General features: G+C 53.6%; 17 protein-coding genes and 4 pseudogenes. 7 read left to right on the top strand and 14 right to left on the bottom strand.

Annotated elements, in window-relative coordinates; genetic code table 11:
- Positions 1-148: 148 nt before the first annotated feature.
- From M1D99_RS12510 to tnpA, 11 genes are all read right to left on the bottom strand, one after another.
- On the bottom strand, positions 149-565 hold the full coding sequence (locus M1D99_RS12510) for a hypothetical protein (RefSeq protein WP_458131953.1): 417 nt from the start codon (positions 563-565) through the stop codon (positions 149-151).
- A 229-nt stretch (positions 566-794) separates the two neighbouring features.
- Entirely contained in the window at positions 795-3,173 is a 2,379-nt protein-coding gene (gene gspD, locus M1D99_RS12505) for a type II secretion system secretin GspD (RefSeq protein ID WP_458131952.1), read from the bottom strand.
- Complete coding sequence (locus M1D99_RS12500) at positions 3,170-3,496, bottom strand: hypothetical protein (RefSeq protein WP_458131951.1); 327 nt, start codon at positions 3,494-3,496, stop codon at positions 3,170-3,172. Before M1D99_RS12500 ends, gspD begins: the two co-directional genes overlap by 4 nt.
- A gap of 464 nt (positions 3,497-3,960) precedes the next feature.
- On the bottom strand, positions 3,961-4,578 hold the full coding sequence (locus M1D99_RS12495; protein ID WP_458131950.1) for an RES family NAD+ phosphorylase: 618 nt from the start codon (positions 4,576-4,578) through the stop codon (positions 3,961-3,963).
- An 82-nt stretch (positions 4,579-4,660) separates the two neighbouring features.
- Positions 4,661-5,332 carry a hypothetical protein gene (locus tag M1D99_RS12490; protein WP_458131949.1) on the bottom strand — a complete coding sequence of 224 codons (672 nt, stop codon included), beginning with the start codon at positions 5,330-5,332 and terminating at the stop codon, positions 4,661-4,663.
- Between the two features lie 601 nt (positions 5,333-5,933).
- Positions 5,934-6,371 carry a GNAT family N-acetyltransferase gene (locus M1D99_RS12485; protein ID WP_458131948.1) on the bottom strand — a complete coding sequence of 146 codons (438 nt, stop codon included), beginning with the start codon at positions 6,369-6,371 and terminating at the stop codon, positions 5,934-5,936.
- 123 nt (positions 6,372-6,494) lie between these two features.
- Positions 6,495-6,896, bottom strand: coding sequence for a GFA family protein (locus M1D99_RS12480; protein ID WP_458131947.1), 402 nt, complete (start codon positions 6,894-6,896; stop codon positions 6,495-6,497).
- 170 nt (positions 6,897-7,066) lie between these two features.
- A complete protein-coding gene (gene tnpC / locus M1D99_RS12475) occupies positions 7,067-8,122 on the bottom strand; it encodes an IS66 family transposase (protein WP_458131946.1) in 1,056 nt (351 codons plus the stop codon).
- Positions 8,068-8,601 (bottom strand): IS66 family transposase, encoded by a 534-nt coding sequence (locus tag M1D99_RS12470; RefSeq protein WP_458131945.1) that lies wholly within the window; start codon positions 8,599-8,601, stop codon positions 8,068-8,070. The genes tnpC and M1D99_RS12470 overlap by 55 nt, the downstream gene beginning before the upstream one ends.
- A gap of 61 nt (positions 8,602-8,662) precedes the next feature.
- The gene (gene tnpB, locus M1D99_RS12465) at positions 8,663-8,998 is read right to left on the bottom strand and encodes an IS66 family insertion sequence element accessory protein TnpB (RefSeq protein WP_458131944.1); all 336 of its coding nucleotides are present in this window, start codon (positions 8,996-8,998) and stop codon (positions 8,663-8,665) included.
- Positions 8,995-9,327, bottom strand: a complete 333-nt coding sequence (gene tnpA, locus M1D99_RS12460; RefSeq protein ID WP_371057453.1) for an IS66-like element accessory protein TnpA — start codon at positions 9,325-9,327, stop codon at positions 8,995-8,997. The genes tnpB and tnpA overlap by 4 nt, the downstream gene beginning before the upstream one ends.
- A 552-nt stretch (positions 9,328-9,879) precedes the next feature.
- Here tnpA and M1D99_RS12455 point away from each other — a divergent pair.
- Positions 9,880-10,884 carry a chemotaxis protein CheB gene (locus M1D99_RS12455; RefSeq protein ID WP_434559415.1) on the top strand — a complete coding sequence of 335 codons (1,005 nt, stop codon included), beginning with the start codon at positions 9,880-9,882 and terminating at the stop codon, positions 10,882-10,884.
- 185 nt (positions 10,885-11,069) lie between these two features.
- On the opposite strand, the gene M1D99_RS12450 is transcribed toward M1D99_RS12455, so the two are convergent.
- Positions 11,070-11,807: a GGDEF domain-containing protein gene (locus tag M1D99_RS12450; protein ID WP_458131943.1), complete on the bottom strand. Its 738-nt coding sequence runs from the start codon at positions 11,805-11,807 to the stop codon at positions 11,070-11,072.
- The gene (locus M1D99_RS12445) at positions 11,783-12,223 is read right to left on the bottom strand and encodes a hypothetical protein (RefSeq protein WP_458131942.1); all 441 of its coding nucleotides are present in this window, start codon (positions 12,221-12,223) and stop codon (positions 11,783-11,785) included. The genes M1D99_RS12450 and M1D99_RS12445 overlap by 25 nt, the downstream gene beginning before the upstream one ends.
- Before the next feature lie 921 nt (positions 12,224-13,144).
- Here M1D99_RS12445 and M1D99_RS12440 point away from each other — a divergent pair.
- Together M1D99_RS12440 and M1D99_RS12435 are read left to right on the top strand one after the other, a co-directional pair.
- Positions 13,145-13,915, top strand: a pseudogene (locus M1D99_RS12440) (PAS domain-containing protein); the annotation flags it as partial.
- Positions 13,916-13,930: 15 nt separating this feature from the next.
- On the top strand, positions 13,931-14,455 hold the full coding sequence (locus M1D99_RS12435; RefSeq protein WP_434605086.1) for a methyl-accepting chemotaxis protein: 525 nt from the start codon (positions 13,931-13,933) through the stop codon (positions 14,453-14,455).
- Between the two features lie 638 nt (positions 14,456-15,093).
- Here M1D99_RS12435 and M1D99_RS12430 read toward each other — a convergent pair.
- Positions 15,094-16,488: a sensor domain-containing diguanylate cyclase gene (locus M1D99_RS12430; protein WP_458131941.1), complete on the bottom strand. Its 1,395-nt coding sequence runs from the start codon at positions 16,486-16,488 to the stop codon at positions 15,094-15,096.
- Between the two features lie 487 nt (positions 16,489-16,975).
- Here M1D99_RS12430 and M1D99_RS12425 point away from each other — a divergent pair.
- The 4 genes and pseudogenes from M1D99_RS12425 to M1D99_RS12410 form a co-directional block, all read left to right on the top strand.
- Positions 16,976-17,183, top strand: a pseudogene (locus M1D99_RS12425) (hypothetical protein).
- A gap of 871 nt (positions 17,184-18,054) precedes the next feature.
- Positions 18,055-19,437: pseudogene (locus tag M1D99_RS12420) on the top strand (IS4 family transposase).
- Positions 19,438-19,795: 358 nt separating this feature from the next.
- Complete coding sequence (locus tag M1D99_RS12415; RefSeq protein WP_434604261.1) at positions 19,796-20,044, top strand: hypothetical protein; 249 nt, start codon at positions 19,796-19,798, stop codon at positions 20,042-20,044.
- Positions 20,045-20,192: 148 nt separating this feature from the next.
- Positions 20,193-20,772: pseudogene (locus M1D99_RS12410) on the top strand (transposase); the annotation flags it as partial.
- Between the last annotated feature and the right edge of the window lie 111 nt (positions 20,773-20,883).

Genomic DNA, 20,883 nt, shown 5'->3' with positions numbered 1-20,883 from the left:
TTCATTGGAGCGCCCACGAAAATCGCATAAGGTTAATTGCCCTCAGCTGGAATACTCAGGCGAACGGTAGATTGTTCTTAGCGCAAAGCTATCACTGAGCAATCTTTCTTACGTCACCCGAACTTTTATTCGAGCTGGCCAGGCAACCTTACAGGTAAAACATTAATGTTTCATTACAGTCTTTATTGAATTGGAGAAAATCATGCGAGAACTTAACAAGGAGGAAATAAAATTTGTTGCAGGCGGTGCAGGTCTCGGTCAATGGGATGGCACCGGTGTCGGTCATTGGGATGGCACCGGCGTTGGCCACTGGGATGGTACTGGAGTTGGCCATTGGGATGGCACCGGCGTCGGTCATTGGGATGGCACGGGTGTTGGCCATCTGAAGGCTAATAGCATTGGTACACTGGACAAAAAATGATCGCCATTTGTCGGCGATAGTGTATAGGGGTGGTACATAAGCCGCACGCAAGGAAACTTGCAGGTACCACTCCTTTGGAAGCAGCAACGTGTTTTGCGCTGCTGCTTTCCGGTGATAATTTTCCCCTTTTAGAATTTGATTCATTATCCATCAAACTCAGCTTTCAAATTTCACTTAGGCAGAGCCAGGGATATTTCCATCGCGACGTTCTTTGGACTGGGTGTTTTTTACACTTATTTGAGCTTAACTTAATAAACCAAAGTGCTTTTGTGACCCGATAGGTGCTGCATCTAGCTTTGTGCTCTTGGCACCAAACTCTTTTCGTACTCCTCGGTGCCCTATACCACCTTTTAATCACATTGCCTGCGGTGCGCTAATACTTGATTACCGGGCCCGTACGAGGTGACAACTTGGAAGGCTGGGCCGAGGCTGGTAGGGGTACCCCTTTCTCTGAGGTCGGCAGTTGCGGCGCCTGCATGTTCGGCATAGCCCAATTAGCATCTGGCTGTAACCCACCTTGGGCGCGGCGCATGAAGTCATAACGGTTGAGGGTGATGCCGCGCCCAGCAGCGCTGTCGCGAACAATATAGGGGCGTAGAAACACCATCAGATTGGACTTGGTGTTCAGGCGGCGCTCGTTTCGAAACAACGCGCCAATTCCGGGTATGGACGATAGCCACGGCACCGCATTGTTGCTCTGACTGTAGTCGTCCTGCAGAAGGCCGCCGAGAACCATAATTTGTCCATCGTCCAGAAGGATGCTGGTGTCAATCGCACGTTTCCTGGTTACGGTATCGCCCCCCGTCGAGGCGCGCTCATCAACGCTGCTGACCTCCTGATAAATATCGAGCTTGACTGTACCGCCTTCGGAAATTTGCGGTCGCACGTTCAGCTTCAAGCCCACCTCTTCTCGCTCCACAGTCTGGAACGGGTTGTTGCTGGTACCGCCACCGCCGGTGACGTAGCTGCCGGTGACGAAGGGAATGGTCTTGCCGACAAAGATACTCGCCGCCTCGTTGTCTAGGGTCAGCAGGTTCGGCGTCGACAGCACGTTGGTGCCTCCCTTGCTCTCTAAGGCCCGGGCCAACACTTTGAGGTCAAGAATTTTCCCAATCCCGGGAATGTCCACGGTGCCATTAACTAGACCGACGTTGAGGCCCTGAGGCAGTACATCAATACTAGTCTTGCCGTTGAGGTTAAGACCTGTGCCGCCTAAGTTGGTGCCGCCGATGAACCCGTTTCCGCCGAGGCTTCCGGTCTGCCATTGCACTCCAAACTCGGCAGCTTCGTCTTCATTGACCTCAACTATCAGGCTCTCGACAACCACCTGAGCGCGACGCTGGTCGAGCATATCAATAACTTCCCGAAGACTGCGGTACAGCGGTTCGGGCGCGGAAATCATCAAGGTGTTGGTTGTTATATCGGCCTGAATGGTCACGCCACCGGCACTAAAAGCAGTGTTCTGGGCAGATGCCTGTGGGCCACCTTGCTGGCTACTAGGATTGCCGCCCCGGGCATAGCCGCTTGCGGAACTACCGTCACCGCTATGACCGGAGCTGCCGCCAGGAATGCTACCGCCCTTGCTATTGCTGCCTTGGCTCATGCCGCCCATGCTGCCAAGCATCGCCCGTGCGTTTTCACTGGTGCCGCTGTTACTATTTTCGCCCGTGAGAAGGCCTCGCAGGGTCTGGGCCAGCTTGTCGGCCTGGGCATAGCGCAGATACACCACGCGCAGATTGCTCGGATTGTTCTGGGCGTTGTCCAGCTTGTAGATTAGGTTGCGCGCCAGCTCGGTACGCTCGGGGCTGCCGGCGCGGATGATGATAGCGTTGGAACGCGGGTCGCCAATCACATTGATCTTCTGAGTCTGGTCGCCACCCTGGGTTTCCAGCAGATCGGCGACCGTTTGCGCGATGTCCACGGCGATGCCGTTTTGGATTGGCACCACATCAGTGTCGATGGAGCTCGGAGTATCGATTTTCTCGATGAGCTGCGCGACGCGGGACAAATTTTCGGAGTAGTCGGTGACGACGATGGTGTTGTTGCCGGGATAGGCATTGATCGGGTTGTTCGGCGAGACGATCGGGCGCAGCACCGGAATCAGGTTCACCGCGTTTTCGTATTGCAGGCGGAAGGTTCGGGTCAACATGCCGTTGCCGGCCGGTTTATCGGCGCTGTAGATCGGGCCGCCTAGCAGCTTGGCATCTGCCTCTGGCACCACTTGGGCCACTCCGCCGACGTCCACCACGCTGAAACCCTGCATGCGCAAGGCAGCCAGCAGCATCTCGTAGGCCTGACGGGCGGGCACCTGGCCTTCGGAGATTAGGGTTAGATTGCCTTTGACCCGGGGGTCGACAAGGAACTGCTGGCCAGTAGAACGGGACAAGGCCCGCACTACCGCCTGGATATCGGCCTCAACGAAATTCAGGGTCACCGGCTGGTCGCCTAGAGGATTGGGCGCCGCCCTCCTGCTCGCAGCGCTGACATCGGGTACGCGTCCCGAAGGGCTGATCGGACGCTGATGGATTGAACGCTGCGTTTGTTGCGCTTGGGCCCTCTCCCGCTCGGCCACCACATCGCCACCGCCACGATTAGTCTCCGCCAGGGGTCTCCCCAGCTCGCTATCTACCAGTAACGGTGGCTGTGGCGCTAAATGAGTATTACTACAGGCCACCAGTGCCAAGGGAGCCAGCAAAAAAAATAGGAGAGCTTTGCGCTGCTGGCGTACATAGAAAGAATCTGGTCGCTTCATGAAACTTCCTTAGCGCAAAGCGGCTGATTCATGCGAACGGTTCCGGACAGCTTGTCCACCGCGCTATCGGTGCCGGCTACAGCTCCCTGCAAGCGAGATCTGATCGCTCTCAAGATAGACTTCAGGTCAAGGTGATATCGCTTAAGCGCTACCACCCCGGCGATGACCTGCATCGTCGCCTGGGCCCATTTCCAGTCGGGGCATCTAGACCCCTTGAGTACTCCCATCGGGGCCAGAATCCCAAGGATCTCGATCTGGGTAAAACTGCCCTGGCTTCGCAGAATTTTGGGGCTGGAGAGTGATGTAAAGTGCGCGAAATCCATCTCGACATTCCTTAGCTTCATCTTGGTTCGTCGCGCAATGTAGCAAGCAAATATGTCAGTGATATTGGCGTCGCTCGGGTGTGTCGGAAACTGAACGGAAAAATTGTCCGATCGGGTCGCAAACCTAAATTTATGCCATAGAAACGTCGCGGGTATCAGGCTCCAAGCCTAGGTGCTCTTCAGCCAAGCCAGCGAAACGTTGAAACGTGGTCTTTCAGGAGCTCCGCACTCTAGGCCAGCACGAAATCAGCCATCGTTGTTGCTGCGCTCTGTGACAAGCACCACCCCTTCCTTGGGACCTACGCGAGGCTTGTCTGGCCGTCGACACCACATGAAATTTGTACAGAAATGACCATCAATGCCCCCATCAAAGCCCGCCGTCTTCAGCAAGATCTAATGACTGAGGAATGGCAATTCCAGCCTCAGAGAGCGGATTCCAGGGGCCACTGTTTGGTCATTTTGACTCAGCTTTTTCCCGCGATGATAACGACCCCAATCCGCTCTGCCAGATTGAGCACCGTGTCGAACACAGTCGGCTCGCCGGTCAAGCTACGTGACGTCCCCTGCGAGTGGAGCGCACCGTCAGGAACCCGGTCACCAAAGAGCACCACCGCCCGTGCCGAATCATCTTGCCGTGACACCCAAGACAGCCCTTGGGCATCTGGACACTGACGGTGGATTGCCTCGGCCCATTTGCGCGTCGCAGGATATTGATCTTTCTCAGTGCCGATCAATTGTTTGCGAGTGATGCCCAGTTTCCGCAGGGGCACGCTGGACAGATCAACCAGGTGCAGCGGTTGGCTAACCTGGACGGCAGAATGCACCTGTCGAGTCAGCTTGCCTTTGTCGAAGCTCTTAAACCCAGCCGTATGGGGAACGTCGTGGAAGACGGTCTCCATCAAGGCGCAATCGACTGTCGTGCCTCCATACAAGGTGGGAATCGCCCGCCCCTGATCATCCTGGATCGGGCTGAAGCCTGCGTTGCCGTGCACACCCGGATTGAATTGATCAGGCTGATACTTATCCTGGTGCACACGGTGAAGCACATCGCCTTTGGCGATCACGGTGAAAGTGACGTGCAACGTAGCCGCAGGCACTGGGGTAATGGACGCTGCCAAATCCGTGGGAGGCGTCGCCCTACCCTCACTGGACTCGGTACGCTGCTTAGCCATGGACAATGCCCTGGATCTCATCCCGTGCGGCAGCAATCACCCGATCAGGCGCCGATGCCAACAGGTCCTGGGGCCTTTTACCCCCCAGAAAACTGTTATCTGAGCGGAACCAGTAAGCCATACCCCAGCCGTCCTTGTGGCCAGCGAAAGCCTCAATAACTTTGGCTAATGCCTTGAACGGCCGATAGCCCGCATCCGGATCCAAGCCATAACCAGGGAAATAGTCGACCCCACTGTGACTGATGGCAAAGATCTGCCCCTGCTTTTTCCATTTGTTGGGCTGGGCACTCGGGTTTCGGGTACTCAACTGGGCCACCTGGGCGATGTCTGCGGCGGTCAGCCAGTCACCGCTTTCCAACACCGCTTTGCGGGCCTGTACCAGCATTGCCGCCTCCTTGAGCAAGCGAGGCGAAGGAGGCTTACGTGTCACAAAGACCTCGGCCAGGCGCTCGAGCGACTTAGGGTCCTGACGCTCCTGCAGCACCTCATACATCGAGGAGGCCACGTTGGCGAAGTTTTCCGCCAACGCCTCAAATACATTGAGGTTGACCTGATCGAAAGACACGACCAATACTCGGTCCGCATGCGAGCGGCTTAAGCTAGCCCGCGCCTCCTTGGGCGTACCCACTAAGGTGGAGACGCCCGACTGCTCTGTAACGCTCATGGAAATATCCTCATCAGTTATCTATGCTATCTAATCCTAGCATAGTCTTGATAACCCTAGCTCCAGCCTAAGCTCCATTCATCTGAATGCATAGGTAGATTTGAGTGGAGCACGCCATACCGTCGATCAGCACGGTGACTCTGGGACTGAAAGTCTAAGGGTTACGATCTTAGCTTTCAGGTGTGCGGGCGAGCTAAAGACGAGCAACAGACTGAAAGAGGTGGAACCCAGTTCAGCACTGCTTGAATTCCCAGCGGTCGCGGTAGGGATGGCAGTTACCTGCCACGCCCCGCACAGATCCGTACGTGCGGAACTACCGCATACGGCTCCTGCCTCGGGTAACAGCATCGGCATCCCGAATTCCTGATTACGCGGCTCAATGGCTGGCGCATCGGTTTCCCCTGTCAACGCTTCACCCTGCACCTCACGATGCAACATGCATGACTCGGGGTCTGGTTGATTCGCCATTTCTTACCAGTATCGAACTTTCATCGACTATCCTCCGCCAGCTTTAACTGGCGCACTAAGCGTTCGGGCAATACACGCTCCTCACCAGTTTTATATTTTGATCAAGGTGACGTGCTCGCCGAATTTAAACTTGCTATGCCCCTGAAGAATCATACCGTTTGACAAACCGACGCTCGTCGACCGCGTAACCTTGCTGCTGATAAAAAGTGTGAGCCTGTATTCGGTGGTGACTGCTAGTCACCTCAGCCCGGACGCAAAGTTGCTCTGTAAAAAACGTGTCAGCAGCGGAAACTAGCATTGCCCCTACTCCTTGTCCTCGGAAGTCATCATCAATGACAAGGGAGGTAATGCGTCCGAGCCTACCCGGCTGATGAAACAGTTCAAGTACGTGTAAACTTATGACACCGATAATGTTTTTACCGTCTTGTGCCAGCAGCACGGTATCGCGAGCGCTAAATTCTAACGCCTCAAGCTTATCTCGGATTAGCTTTGGCGAGGCTTGGTAACCTAACTGGCCCAGGAGTTTGGACACCGATTCTGCATCGGTTAGTAAGGCTTTTCGAACTTTCATATTGTTCTCAACTGAGTATTGCACAGGCTTGCCCACCATTTGTATTCGACTTGACCTGTCGTTTGCATCGGACTTAACCAGCACACTTGGTGACTTAGACCGGCAGAAAGCGACCCAAAGCCGTCAGTCGACCTGAGGGCATAGGTTAGATGATTTGAACCAGAGGACTGCGGAGTCGACATGAACATGCTTCTGCTTTTGAGGCAGGAAGGGCATATCAAGCGTGCCCAACGCTATCGAGACCCAGTCGGCAAACTTACCTTCAGATCGTGACCAGAACAGAGTCGAACCGCAGTCCATGCAGAACTCGCGTAATACCGTCTCTGACGAAGCATAGGTTTTGATGCTGGTGGAACCGCGAAGTATTCGAAGCGCGCTACGCGGAATGCTGCCGTACGAAGCGAATGCTGCCCCGTGACCTTTGCGACAATGGCTGCAATGACAATGACTCACTGCTTTTGGTGAGACGAGTAGCTCGTAACTGACGGCAGCGCATAAGCAGCTTCCTTGGTATACCTGTGTCATAGGCTGTTCCGTGCAGGTGAGAAGCGCCAGCGTAACCGTCCCAGTCCAATCAGTCGACCGACCGCTATTGGCCGATTTCGTTGAAGATGCGAAGAGATGGGCAAGTGCAACGCAAATGCTTGGTCAAGAGGAGTGCAATTCCCCACCGGTAGTGACACACCTTTTGGCCACTACGTCGGTCGCCAGTGATCGGGTAACAATCGACCAATTTCACTCGACCGCTGCGTCGGAAGGCGAGTGAGGATGTCCTTCAGGTAGGCATACGGATCATGCCCATTCATGCGCGCAGACTGGATCAAACTCATGATCGCCGCCGCCCGTTTTCCACTGCGAAGCGAGCCGGCAAACAACCAGTTTGAGCGTCCAAGCACCCACGGTCGGATCTGGTTCTCCACCTGATTGTTGTCGATGGGCACGGCCCCATCTTCGAGGTAGCGCGTCAGCGCTGCCCAGCGTTTAAGGCTGTAATCCAGGGCCTTGGCCGTTGCTGAGCCATTGGGCACAAGATCGCGCTGGGTCAGCATCCAGTCCTGCAGCGTTTTGATGATTGGAGCTGCCTTGTCCTGGCGTATTCGCCAGCGATCCTCATCGCTCATGTCCCGAGCTTGACGTTCGACTTCGCACAAGCCGCCAATCGAGCACAGCACTTGTTTAGCCAGTTGGCTTTTGTTCGCCACGTGCAGATCGAAGAACTTGCGGCGGGCGTGGGCCATGCAGCCAATTTCGGTGATGCCTTTCTCGAAACCGGCTTTGTAGCCAGCGAAATCGTCGCATACCAGCTTGCCGTTCCACTGCCCAAGGAGGTTGCGCGCATGCTCGCCTGCACGGCTGGGACTGAAGTCATAAACCACAGCTTTGAGAGCCGAAAACGGCGTGGTGCAGTAGGCCCAGACGTAAGCGCGGTGAGTTTTCTTCTCGCCTGGCGCAAGCATCTGAACCGGAGTCTCATCGGCGTGGATCACGCCCTGGGCCAACACTTGTTCACGCAGCGCATCGACCAGGGGCTGAAGCTGCACGCCAGTTTGGCCCACCCACTGCGCCAGTGTCGAACGCGGGATAGCCAGACCGGCACGACCGAAGATCTTCTCCTGCCGGTACAGCGGTAAATGGTCGGCGAACTTCGCCACCATCACATGGGCCAACAGGCCTGCGGTCGGAATGCCCTTGTCGATCACTTGGGCCGGACAGGCGCCTGGATCAGTGTTTCGCACTGGCGGCAGGCCCATTTTCCACGCACATGCTGCTCGACGGTGAACACGCCGGGTGTGTAATCGAGCTTCTCGCTGACGTCTTCGCCAATGCGCTGAAGTTGGCAGCCGCAGACGCACTGGGTCTTTTCTGGCTCGTGACGGATCACTGTACGTGGGAACTGCGGTGGCAGTGGTGCACGCTTGGGCTTCTGACGTGGCTCGGCCGGTGCGGCCGGCGGATTGGCTGCCTTCAGCTCGGCTTCGATAGCTGCGATATCGGTATCGAGCAGATCGTCGAGCAGACTGCCTTGGTCGGGGCTCAGTTGCTCGCTGCGCTTGGCGAACTTGTGTCGCTTGAGGATGGCGATCTCGTGAGCAAGTTGCTCGTTGACCGTTTCAAGGCGTTGGATCTTCTGGCCCATTGCGTCGACCTGGAACAGTAACTGCATAGCTTGTTCAGCTAAGGCGCGAAACTGTTCCGGTGTCATCTGGTCGAGGTTGGGCGAGGAATTCATGCCGCTGATTGTGCCAGAGCAGGCGATCAGCGGCGATAAACCGATGGGCTAATGGCAGGTGCTAAAGCACTGTGATCGCGCCGCCCGCGCCAACTCGTTGCCAAGGCACCCCTAACACCAAGGCCTGAAGTTGCTCGCTGTCGAGTTCGACTTCCGAGCCGTACCGAGTACCTGGCCAGTGAAACCTGCCCTGATTCAGCCTTCGCGCCGCAAGCCAGATACCCACGCCGTCATGCACCAGAACTTTCATCCGATTGGCGCGGCGATTGGCGAACAGATAAGCGCAGTGCGGCTTCGCCGCACCGAACACAGCAATGACCCGGGCTAACGCCGTTTCTGTGCCGGCGCGCATATCCATCGGTTCGGTGGCGAGCCAGATCGCATCGATTCGAATCACCGCAACAGGTCTCGCAGAAAGGACGCACAGACGGCAGCGCTTTCGGTCGGCCAGTTCACTTTGACGGTGCCACGCGAGTGCTGGATTTCAACGCAGATGCTCGATGACGGAGCCTGGGAATGCCCTCCGGCAAGCTGCAAAGGTAGCGGAATGAAAGCAGGTTGCAGCTCCATGGCTTTGTTCGTTTGTACCCGAATCCATTTATGAACGAGGTTCGCGTTAAGACTGTGGTGCTGCGCGACGCTGGCAATCGACGCGCCGGGCTGAGCGCACTCTTGGACTACCTGGGCCTTGAAGGATTTGGAATAGGATCGGCGTTGTGGCTGCATGGAAAGACCCGCTTAAAAGGCTAGAAATGGTGTCCACTTAATTAGGTGGACACCATCGCCTTTGGCGTCGGGGTCAGGAAGGTGTGTTGCCCAGACGCTTACTATAGAGAGCACTGGTACCGATATCGCCGTAGACCACGCCGACGGCAGCAATGACCAAGCCGAAGCCGGATGTTTTGGAGGTGAGTTTTATGTGCAATGGTCGCCGTTTCACTCACGAAGTCTCGGGGCCATCGAAGGTGGTGGCTGGGCCGCCGATGGCGCTGCGTTGGGGCTGCTGGGCGGTGGTTTGACCTCTCACAGGTTGCGAGGAATAAATGCATGGCTTCCCTAGGTATGATCAATGCGATGCAGAGATTAAGCAAAGGGCGCCGGAAACGCGCTTAGTATCCCGACGGAAGGAAAAAGCCTCCGCAAAAAGCATAAAACTGCTCCGCTCGGCCTCCTGCTGCCGCCGTCGGCTAACTTTTAGCTCCGGTTGAGGTTCTAAAGACGTGCAACCTAAATTTGAAACCGGCCGACCACATGGCCTATCGATATGTTGGGTAATCAATGCAGCCATACACACCCGCGCACCAGATTATTGTCATAGGCGCTTCCACTGGCGGGCTTCAAGCACTTCGGGAACTCCTAGGTCATTTCCCAAATGATCTCAACGCGTCAGTTTTCATTACCATGCACATCGGGGGAAACGCCAGTTCGTTACCGCATATCCTTGCCAAAGACACCTCTCTAGGGATCGGCTTCGCGGAGCCTCACGAAAAGATCAAAAATGGGCGCATCTACGTCGCGCCGCCTGATCGTCATCTTCTAATTGAAAACGACGTCATCCAGGTTGTTCGAAGCGCCAAGGAAAATCATGCCCGACCGGCAATTGACCCCATGTTTCGCTCCGCAGCCATCAGCCACCGAAACATGGTAATTGGCGTCATTCTCACTGGCGAAATGGATGACGGGATCGTTGGATTGCAAGCGGTGAAGGTGTATGGGGGGTTAGCATTGGTACAGGACCCGGCCACTGCCGAGGCGCCCTCTATGCCAGAGAGCGCACTTCGCCATGTAGAAGTTGATGCCTGCCGATCCGTAGCGGAACTAGGGAAGATAATCGTTCAGACAGTCCAAGAGCGTGCTGCGGTGGGCACAGCACTATCTATGCATTCTCGCATTGAGCCATTCGCCACCGAGAATGAGCTCACCTTCGATTTGAGCGCGGGAGCCCCAAACGCTGTATCTCAGGTAGGCGCCGCATCAGGAATGTCTTGCCCCGAATGCGGGGGCGCACTATGGGAGATAGGGGCTTCGCCACCGCGGTATCGTTGCCATACCGGTCATAGCTACACCGCTGCAGCGCTGTTCCAATCCCAGAACAAGACAATGGAAGATGCTCTTTGGGTGGCCATACGAGCGCTGCATGAAAAGCAAACGCTGCTGGACCAGCTGGCGGAGCGCAGCAAATGCAACGGGCGCAGCAAGGCGGTGGACGAATACGAGCTTGCGAGAGAGGAGCTTAATTCACACAGCGCCGTTCTACGGGAGCTAATCGCGAACCTACGCTGACTGAATGTCGTCATTGTAGGGAAGCTCCTATCACAAGACATTGATTTGGACGATTAACTGCTGAACGCTGTGGATTAAGCCTGGCAGATAGATGCACATTAAAATCTGGCTCACGATGCCACGGTATTTTGGAATCATCGTCGAACGCGAAGTTATCTTAGACCTTTACAGCTCAGTCTCGCTGGCTAAGGCATTTTTATATCCTGCGGACTCATGAAACTGCGCTTGGGATTTGCCAGCTCGCTTAGCTCCATAGAACGCTTCATCGGCCTTACCCAATGCGTCAGCGAAGTCGCCCTCGGTCCACAGCGCTCCCCCGATGCTACACAGCCTACCCTGATCACCTCGCCTGCTAGCGGGACCGGTTCCGCGAGCTTTGTAATGATGCGTTGAGCTGCGCTCTGCACGTTTGCCAGTGATTCGCCCGCCCTCAACCGCAGCAGCAGCACGAACTCGTCACCGCCGTGGCGTACCGCAATGTCGCCATCGCGCACCGTTGCTAAGAGCCGTAGCCCAACAGCATGAAGCAGCGCATCCCCAACGGCATGTCCAAAACGATCGTTCACTGGTTTGAAACCATCCAGATCCAGGCATAACACGCCAAAAGCAGGACGCTGACCAGGCTCACTTTCTATATTCTTGACGTAGTTTTCCAACGCGGCGCGATTAGGCAAACCTGTCACCGTATCACGATAGGCTACCCCTTTGATGAGCGCCAATTGCCCCTTCTTTTGCGTCAGGCTTTCAACCAAGTGTCGAATGACCATGCTCAGCTTTTCTACTTCAATACTCCCCTTCACCAGCGGAATGTCTACATCGGCCCCTTCGGAGAGAAGCGTAGCAGCCTCAGCTATTCGGTTTAGCGGTCCCGTGATGACACCAGCCACAAACCATCCAATCACAGCAAAAGCGATGGACAACATGCTCCCCAAAGCAGTATTTCTGCGCGGAGTCCGTTTGCCTCAGCAAAGGCGACTTCTGCCGGCTGACGCGTTACAACGGTCCAGCCCAAACCAGGGTAACCATCAAGTCCTTTGCTTTCAGCCGATCCCACCACATAGGTTTTTCCATCCTGCCATTGATTCACCGACCATCGGATCTCACTGTTATGAGTTGTGCCGGCCTCACTTGGCTTGCCAATCAGGTGCTTGGGGCCGAGCAGGACAGTCCCGTCTTTGCTAACAACCAGAAACTCTAAACCCGGAAGGCTATTTTTCAGAGGCTCGAACATGGTTCGGCCTATTTCTGCGGGCCATTGCCAGGAAAGGTGGGTGGCCAGTACGCCGATAAAGCGTCCGGCTTTATCCTGTACCGGCATGCTGATATCGACAAATTTCATTGGTTCCCCCGAAGGGTTGGGCAAAGCTTTGCAAGCATTACCGCTTCGTGTACGTCGCCGACAAACGTCTTGTCCTGCCCTTCCATGAAGACTGGCCGATGCGCAATGCAACATAAGGGAGTCTCTGAGTTAATAAGCGCTGTACGCTCCTGGGGCCGCCAGTATTACTGGTGGCAGAGCCCAGCTACAACTGTACGGGCACGACGCGGCTTCGACGTCGCCATATACTATCGTCACCTTCTAATATTGCACGTCTTCAATTCCATACCGTGTGCGATAGGCCGTGTTGCTGCCAACGAAATCCGCATAGCCAGAAACTCGCCCATTAGCATTTGAATTGGCTAAAGTATGAAGGCCTGATCGAATCGCTCCGCCTGTGGGGCACGATTAAGATGCTCGCGTAATCTTCAAAAGGCTTAATGGCTTGCTAACCGAAACAAAAGCGAAGGATCATTCGGATTGTGTGGCCATTCCAGAAACCCACAAACCTCTGCATTAAAGTTCCGACCGTCAATTTCAGTGATTCTTGCGTTCGGCTGCCAATCGCAAAAACCGGACTGTCGCATCGAAGCACCTTGATATTTCTACCGCCTCGCTGAGTTTGAATAGAAATTAATCGCAAATACAGGATAGAACGGGCCGGGGATTAAACGCTCAGGCCAGCCTTTGACCTCTGAGCACAAGCGGATGCCTGGACTCTCTGAGAAATTGTTCAGTCAAAGGCGACCAAACCCACTGGCTCAGCCTCGTTGAGTATTGCCTGTCACACCCGGGACAGACGTTATTGGTAGCCGTCTATCCACTCATCGGAAAATTTCCTCAGTCTCCCTTGTATTTGTCCCCCCACGGCTAGCCTCAGTCAAGCTAGCGTCGCAGAGGCCGATACCTTGGAAACGACCGGCGAATCCTCAGGAGCCTGAAATGTTTAACAATCATCTAAAGCAAGAATTGCAAGAAGCAAAGCAACATCTAGCAGTACTTCAACAGCTACTCACCGGTTTGACTGAAGAGACATTAACTCTCACACTTGATGAAAATTTTAACATCGTGGACGCAAATTCAAAATTTCTAAAGGCAGTGGGGTATGAAAGCTCCTCTATCAAACGCCCTTTAAGAGAGATTGTCCCCGGTTATGTTGTGAACTTACCTTGCTACCGAAATTTACGTGAGGCGGTGGACAAGGGGCACTCGGTCAGCGATAATTATCGTTACCTGCACGCCGACGGAAGCTTGGTATGGTTATGGGGATTATGGCAACCGGTAAAAAATGATGCCGGCAAGTTAATAAGCATCAAATTTTTCGGTAGAGATATAACAGATTCAATGAACCTCGCCCGAGAGAACGAAGCCTTTATAAAGGCGCTTTCGCGATCTACCGCAATAATTGAATTTGACCCCAACGGCATAATCCTCACGGCGAATGAGTCCTTTCTTCGAGCAGTGGGTTACACCCTAGATCAGATTAAAGGTAAACATCACCGAATATTCTGCGGGCACGATGAAGCGTCGTCACCGGCCTACGCCGCATTTTGGGAGACTCTCAATAAGGGCGAGTTTGTCGCCGGACGATTTAAGCGGGTTGATAGACACGGGCGCACAATATGGCTCGAAGCTTCCTACAACCCAGTTTATGATGAGCAAAACAAGTTATATAAATTCGTTAAGTTTGCCACTGTCATCACGGAACAAGTAGATAGAGAGTCCGAAGTGAACGAAGCGGCAAGTATCGCTTACGAAGTCTCTCAAAACACGGATTCTACCGCTCAAGAAGGCGCGTCGGTTGTCCGGGAAACGGTTGATATTATGCGCCGTATATCGGTGGAGATGCAGTCCGCATCCCTGAGCATTGAGGACTTGGGTAAGCAATCGCATCTGATCAGCTCAATGGTGCAGACAATAGGCAGCATCGCTCAACAAACCAATCTTCTAGCGCTGAATGCAGCAATTGAAGCAGCCAGGGCCGGTGAGCAAGGACGTGGCTTTGCGGTGGTCGCGGATGAGGTACGGCAGTTGGCGGGGCGCACCAGTGCTGCTACGGAGGAAATTGTTGGCGTTGTGAGCAGAAATCAAGATTTAGTAAATAAAGCCGTGCAGGATATGGCCGGTGGCAAGCAACAAGCAGAGCAGGGCTTAGCGCTTGCCAACCAAGCTGGCTCAGTGATTGTGCAAATTCAAGAGGGAGCGAAGCAAGTCGTCAGTGCAGTAGAACGATTTGCAAACCAACTAAAATGAGCGCCTTGGTAAATTCAAGAGCCTAGATTCAGGGGGCCGCAACCTACTTAGTGTAAGTTTTTCCAAATCGAACGGATGGCATTCCCATATAGGCCGATCTTAACAATCAAGCCAGCGGCAATCGGAGCCGTAAGGAGAAAATACCACCTCCGTTTCCCTTGGCGTCGGCTACTAGGAGACGGAAGAGCAGCCTAAACTACGTGCGCCACTGAAATGCCTAGCGGAGATTTAAACCGGGTAATTAGTAGGCAAGGCGCTGCTAACCGTGCCTTGCAGCTGCAGCAAAGATTGGAGCGGGCCAACGTCGAGCCCGTACGATGGCATAGGTTGAGCGAGCCAGAGCGCAGGACAAGCAGTTGGGCACACCGAAGGTAATCGACGATGCGGCGATTGTTGCTTAGCCGATAGGTAAAGAGGCCAGCACCACGGATGCTGACAAAACACTGGACCTGACGACAGCATTCAAGAGCGTTAGCAGAATGGTCGAGGAAAAAACGGAAGCTGAACGCAACCAAGGGCCGGGGTCGCATTATTTTTAAAAGGCGTTTACCCAGATGATCTCAGACCCAACGCAATTCCTACAGGAGACCTAGAGTATGAACTCTCTACTCACTGCTGTGCGCCCCCTTATTAATCTCTCAAGCAATATTTTTATTTAGCGGATTGACAGGGGCAGCGGCCACCGTGTTCCGCCCGGCGCGCTTAGCGCTATAGAGAGCATCATCCGCCCGCACGACGAGTTGACCAGGACTATCTCCACTAGGCAGAGCAGAACTAACACCTAAACTTATCGTGACCTGGATCGTCCCACGTTCCGTACCGATACTGGTGTTCTCTACAGCTAAACGTAATTTCTCGGCCACGTTGAGGGCCTCTTTACTATCCGTATGGGGCAATATGACACCAAACTCCTCGCCACCGAGACGACCAAACACGTCGTGTCCCCGGAGCATGTTACTACAAACACGCGCTATTTGTTTCAGCACGACATCACCAACCGGATGGCCGTATGTGTCGTTCACTTTCTTGAAATGATCAAGGTCAAACCCTATTAAACTGAGCTCTGTATTGTGTCGTTTTGCACGGTTGAATTCTACGGTAAGCGCCTCGTAAAAATCTCCCCTGCTCCTTGCCCCTGTTAAAAGATCGACGCTAACGAGATGCTGGAGAGCCTGATGCGCTTGCTTAAGGGCAGCGGCATTTCCTAAATGCTGTTTGGTGGCAAAAAAAACAAACACAACAAAGGCAACCAGAAGCGCTGAACTTATCCCCGCACTGTAAACTAAAAAATCCCTGCGCTCAGCATAGGGAGCGAGGTAATCTGCTGGCGAAAGTTCAACCATTACAATCAACTCTGTTTGTTTCAACCTGCGATACGCAACCAAACTATCCATAGCAGTAAATGCGCTCGCCTCCCGGATGACCCCCTCCCTAGGATTCGAGCCGTAAAAATATAGCTTATCCTTTGGAAGAACTAACCCTTCCAATTTTACATTCAAAAGATTCTTCGAAGCAGCAGCCCGAGGTACTCTATCCAATCCGACCAGTGCTATAAGACCATTCTGACCGATGTTTATTTTCTCATAAAAATCCGTGAAGAATTTTATGGGAATTGACAGAACGATAACCCCGGCGAATCCATTCAGAGACAGTATTGGTCTGGTGAATTGTATAGACCAAACACCAGAAATCTTGCCAAGCACCGGCTTACTAATAAAAAGCTTGTCTTGAGAAGGGTTATTCCGGTGCACCTGAAAATGCTCACGGGAGCTTAGATTTATTTTTTCAGATATGGGACCCAACGAGGAGTATACCAGTTGTCCATCCGCTCTTATTATTGCGACCTGCGCAAACATGTCCCCATAGACTTCCAGCTCCTCCTTAACTACCTCATCTAGCCCTTCAGGATCCTCTAGGACGTCTTCACGTATATCTAGGAGCAAAGCGTCAGCATAACGAACCACGCTCTGAACGTGCTCTTCAAATGCTATTGTTAAATTCGAGGCATCGTTGCCAGCCGCTTGTTCCACCATGGCTAGCTCGTGATCAAGCCATGTATCAAGAGCCACCCACATAGGAACCACTGTAACCAGCAGAGCCGATACAGCGATCAAAGCTGCCTTAGTCGTCGCAACGCGATGTCTTAACAATTCCCTCTCCAAGTGTGGCGCGGTTGGCGTTCGCTAGCGACGCACGAGCTGTGATCATATGAACGCTAGCTGAGCCTAACCCTGCCAACTGAAGGCCAAATGATATCACTACGCAGTGAAACAAGTCGATTCGACTTCCGTAGCATTATGCTGGGTGGTGTGCGGCTCGTCACTTAATGCTAGACGGACCAGCGCTATGCGTCCGCTTTTTTTGTTCGGCTACCCCAACGAAACCAGGGACGCTCGGCTCACCGCCCTAGTTCGTTGCGATCCGCTTCTTCAATATCATCAGAAATGCGTCGGTAGCTGCGCCCCGCTCACCTTCGGCGGAGCTGCTATGCTCAGTTTCTCCCAATTGGAGCTAACGCCGATGCCCAATGAATATTCCCTATCAGGCTTGCTGGAACGAATGTACGAGAATCAGCTCGGGCTAAAGTCCGCCATTATGGAGCTCACGTTACAAGCGGAAAAGCAAGGGCTTGTAGACGCTGCCAACAACGTCCGTGGCGCTTTATGGAATATCGGAGAAAATGCCGGACAGTAAGCAAGAGCTGGCAAAACTAGGGGCCAAAAATTAGATGGCGGCCTAAGTGATGAATGCCAAGCTGGCCGACAACACTAAGTTCCGACCACCTGAAACAGCCTAAGTGTCAATTTATAATGTAATGGACGACGCTTGCTGAAAGCATAAAAAACCAATCCAGCGAACCTCCCCCCCTATAACTGCGAAGCTCGAATAAGCACGTAACCAATGAAGCACCGACAATCACACTTAACTCTATAGAATTATCAGGTAAAATTTACTTAAGCTCAATTCGACCTTTTTAGTCTTTTCGCCCTGCATCTATTAGAAAACAACCTCCTTCCTTCTTGTATTGATCTACTTCCACCCAGTCATGCTTGCATACTACACACTGAAAAGCTGAACGTTTTTCCATATCACTGACAGTTACCCGGGCCCACTCTGACTGACGAGCGCTTAGGTTAGTCACACTACGTTGCTCAGTACTTACGCCTATCACCGTATCGATTGATACTCATGCAGCGAACTGCATGCTTACCAAAACTAACGCATTGTTTGGGTACGAACATTCCCCAGATATACCAAGCAAGCAGCCCGACTGCGCCAAGTCCCGATGGCCAAAGCGCTGCAAAACCGTCCGGGTTAAAGTAAATCGAAGCAACATTAGTGGCAATACCCGCGAGCGACAGCCAAAAACATGAGCACGGCTGCTCTATCTACCGTTACTCAGGCTGATCTCTATAAGTAGCAACTAATATAACCCCCGCCCCCCATTCGCTTGGACTACAAGGAAATTAGAGTTAGGGTTAAGTGGCGCTTACTTAACGGCTAACTAGCTGATACGCCTGCAAAAAATGAAAAAAGGCTGGCCTTGGTCTACGGTGATAGTTGCGAACACACACCGATCAAGCAAGGACACAGCCCGAGTGAATCGTAGACGCCAAATCGTCCGTCATCAACAGCACCGTATACGCCAGCACGCCACGAACAGCAATGCTCATGCTTTCTTCAAGCTGCTCACCGATCCAGAGCTATTGCGGGGTGTCGAGTCGTCGATACCCAAGCATCGCCAGCGGCTATTCGCCCCGACCGAAACACTGTCCCTGTTTTTGTCCCAGGCGATGAGCGCCGATCGCTCCTGCCAGAATGCCGTGAATGATTTGTCTATCAAACGCTCCTGCGAAGGGTTGAAACCCAACAGCATTCATACCGGTGCTTACTGCAAAGCCAGAGCGCGGCTGCCGGTGGAGATGGTTTCAACCTTGTTGCGCTCCACGGGTCATCGATGAGCAACCGGGCTCCGTCATCGTGGCGTTGGAGGGGGCGACCTGTGCGCCTCGTGGATGGCACTACAGTTACCCTGCCGGATACGCCGGCCAACCAAGAGGCCTATCCGCAATCTCGTGGGCAGAAAGCCGGACTGAGCTTTCCCATCTGCCGGGTGGTGGGAATTGTTTGCCTCGCCAGCGGTGCTGTTTTGGATGCCTCGTTGGGACGTTTCCGCGGTAAAGGAGGTGATGAGCAGACGCTGCTCAGGACCATGCTCGATACTCTGGAACGAGGTGACATTGTGCTGGGCGATGCCTACTACGCAACCTACTTTTTGTTGTGTGAATTGCAACATCGAGGCGTGGACGGGGTGTTCGAACAATATGGCGCTCGACGGCGTAGCACGGACTTTCAGTTGGGAAAGCCCTTGGGGTCGGAAGATCATTTGGTTGAGTTGAAAAAGCCCAAGGCAAAGCCGTCCTGGATGAGTCAGGCCTATTACGACGAGGCACCTGAAACGCTGACAGTACGTGAGTTGAAGGCCGGTGGGAAAATCCTGGTCACTACTTTGAATTGCCCACAGCAGGTGCCAAAAGCGCCCTCAAATCACTGTTCAAGGACCGATGGCATGTGGAATTGGATCCGCGCAACCTCAAGACTACCCTGGGGCTTGAGGTACTGAGCTGCAAGACACCGGGCATGGCCGTCAAAGAGTTGTGGGTCTACTTGCTGCCCCACAACCTGATACGGATGCTCATGACGAAATCAGCTCTGCTAGCCGACTGTCTGCCTCGCGAACTGAGCTTCAAGCATTGCCTTCAGCTGTGCCTGGCGTTGAGGCAGTATGGGGCTCAAGAGCAAAGGATCGGCTGCTGAATTTGCTTGAGCTGATTGCTCAGAAACGGGTCGGTCAACGTCCTGGCAGGATTGAGCCGCGCGCTATAAAACGAAGGCCCAAGCCTTACCCCACGCTGATGAAAACACGTCGATCAGCAAGGGCCGAGGTCAGGAAGAATGGACACCCAAAGAAGGTTAAGTAAGTGCCATTCGAGTTAGGGTTGTTTTTTACCGCATGAATTAAGAGAAAGGAGATGGCAGAACCGGGTTTATGCCACCTCTGCCAAGCAAGCTGCTAATTACTCTTTCTTCCCTGAATCGCTCCATACCTTCCATCGAATGAGCTCCCGTGAGTGCAAGTGGGTGGAAGCAACACAGCGGTGAACCCACCGAAGATGGGACTAGGCTCAGCCAGCTGCATCCCGAAAAAAGCCATATCCTCCGGCCGTCCGTTTGCTTGATTTGGGGGCAAAATTAGGCTCATCAGATGAAAAGCAGTATGCGATACTTCCAAGCAGGATTCTAAAGGGAATGGCTGCCCATCCTAGGTGGAGTACTCCGATGAGCACCAATGATGATTTCCGCTTCAGAGCGCATAGGCATTTGTTGGATGTCGATGCAGCAACGAATCATCTCATGATGCTAGTGACAGCAGGAGAGGTTTCGGGCGTTCGCTGGGCCGAAGCGGCAGCGCGTCACCAACTCGCTTGTGATGCATGGGCCGCCCTACTAGCTAGCAGCGTTCAGGTTGATCCGATGCCAGCGTTCGATGGAAGGCCGACCGGATCCCAAATGCCAATGAGCGATTAGAATCGTAAAGGAGGTTGTGAACCCCTTCCCGCAATGAACTACGGTCAACTCGACTCGGCCTACTCTGACCATCTGCGTTGCAAACCATGACGTGGTACGCTTGTGTTTAGCCTTAACCTCTTCGAGCTCCACGCCCAGCGAAGAGGGTCTGGGTTTTGAAGGTGCCATTCCAGCCGACACTGGCCGACCTGCTTACAATCCCTCGGTCTTGTTGAAGATCTACATCTACGGATCTCAACCGCATCCAGTCAAGCCGACGCCTGGAGCGGGAAGCTCAACGCAACGTCGAGCTGATGTGGTTGACCGGGCATTTGATGCCGGATTTCAAGACCATCGCCAACTTCCGAAAAGACAACAGCAAGGCCATTCGAGGCGTCTGTCGCCAGTTCGTTGTGCTCTGTCAGCAGTTGGGACTGTTCGGAGAACATCTGGTCGCCATCGATGGCAGTAAATTCAAAGCAGTCAACAACCGCGACCGCAATTTCACCAGCGCCAAACTGAAGCGGCGAATGGAAGAAATTGAATCGAGCATCAACCGTTACCTGACAGCACTCGATGCCGCCGATCGGCAAGAGCCAACAGCCTCCGAGCCCAGCACCGTGCGGCTGGAGGAGAAAATTGCCAAGCTGAAGACGCAAATGAAAGAGCTTAAAGCGATCGAAATCCAGCTCAACGAATCGCCGGATAAACAGGCCTCACTGACCGATCCAGACGCCCGCTCCATGATCAGATGGTAGAGAAGCGGTATCTGCCGATAGCCGAAATAATAAAATCATTGCAAGCATGATTAATAGCCACACATCAAAATATTTGGCTTTAATAGTTCCAACCGACTAGAG

It is taken from the genome of Pseudomonas sp. R3-41 (assembly GCF_054161485.1).
This window is presented reverse-complemented; position numbering and strand designations above follow the sequence as displayed.

Bases quoted from the DNA above. Each gene is read 5' to 3' on its own strand.
- M1D99_RS12445 (WP_458131942.1), bottom strand. From the start codon at position 12,223: ATGAAATTTGTCGATATCAGCATGCCGGTACAGGATAAAGCCGGACGC.
- M1D99_RS12490 (WP_458131949.1), bottom strand. From the start codon at position 5,332: ATGAGCGTTACAGAGCAGTCGGGCGTCTCCACCTTAGTGGGTACGCCC.
- M1D99_RS12485 (WP_458131948.1), bottom strand. From the start codon at position 6,371: ATGAAAGTTCGAAAAGCCTTACTAACCGATGCAGAATCGGTGTCCAAA.
- M1D99_RS12480 (WP_458131947.1), bottom strand. From the start codon at position 6,896: ATGACACAGGTATACCAAGGAAGCTGCTTATGCGCTGCCGTCAGTTAC.
- tnpA (WP_371057453.1), bottom strand. From the start codon at position 9,327: ATGCAGCCACAACGCCGATCCTATTCCAAATCCTTCAAGGCCCAGGTA.
- M1D99_RS12455 (WP_434559415.1), top strand. From the start codon at position 9,880: ATGCAGCCATACACACCCGCGCACCAGATTATTGTCATAGGCGCTTCC.
- M1D99_RS12430 (WP_458131941.1), bottom strand. From the start codon at position 16,488: ATGGTGGAACAAGCGGCTGGCAACGATGCCTCGAATTTAACAATAGCA.
- M1D99_RS12500 (WP_458131951.1), bottom strand. From the start codon at position 3,496: ATGGATTTCGCGCACTTTACATCACTCTCCAGCCCCAAAATTCTGCGA.
- M1D99_RS12450 (WP_458131943.1), bottom strand. From the start codon at position 11,807: ATGTTGTCCATCGCTTTTGCTGTGATTGGATGGTTTGTGGCTGGTGTC.
- gspD (WP_458131952.1), bottom strand. From the start codon at position 3,173: ATGAAGCGACCAGATTCTTTCTATGTACGCCAGCAGCGCAAAGCTCTC.
- M1D99_RS12470 (WP_458131945.1), bottom strand. From the start codon at position 8,601: ATGAATTCCTCGCCCAACCTCGACCAGATGACACCGGAACAGTTTCGC.
- M1D99_RS12415 (WP_434604261.1), top strand. From the start codon at position 19,796: ATGAGCACCAATGATGATTTCCGCTTCAGAGCGCATAGGCATTTGTTG.
- M1D99_RS12510 (WP_458131953.1), bottom strand. From the start codon at position 565: ATGAATCAAATTCTAAAAGGGGAAAATTATCACCGGAAAGCAGCAGCG.
- tnpC (WP_458131946.1), bottom strand. From the start codon at position 8,122: ATGGGCCTGCCGCCAGTGCGAAACACTGATCCAGGCGCCTGTCCGGCC.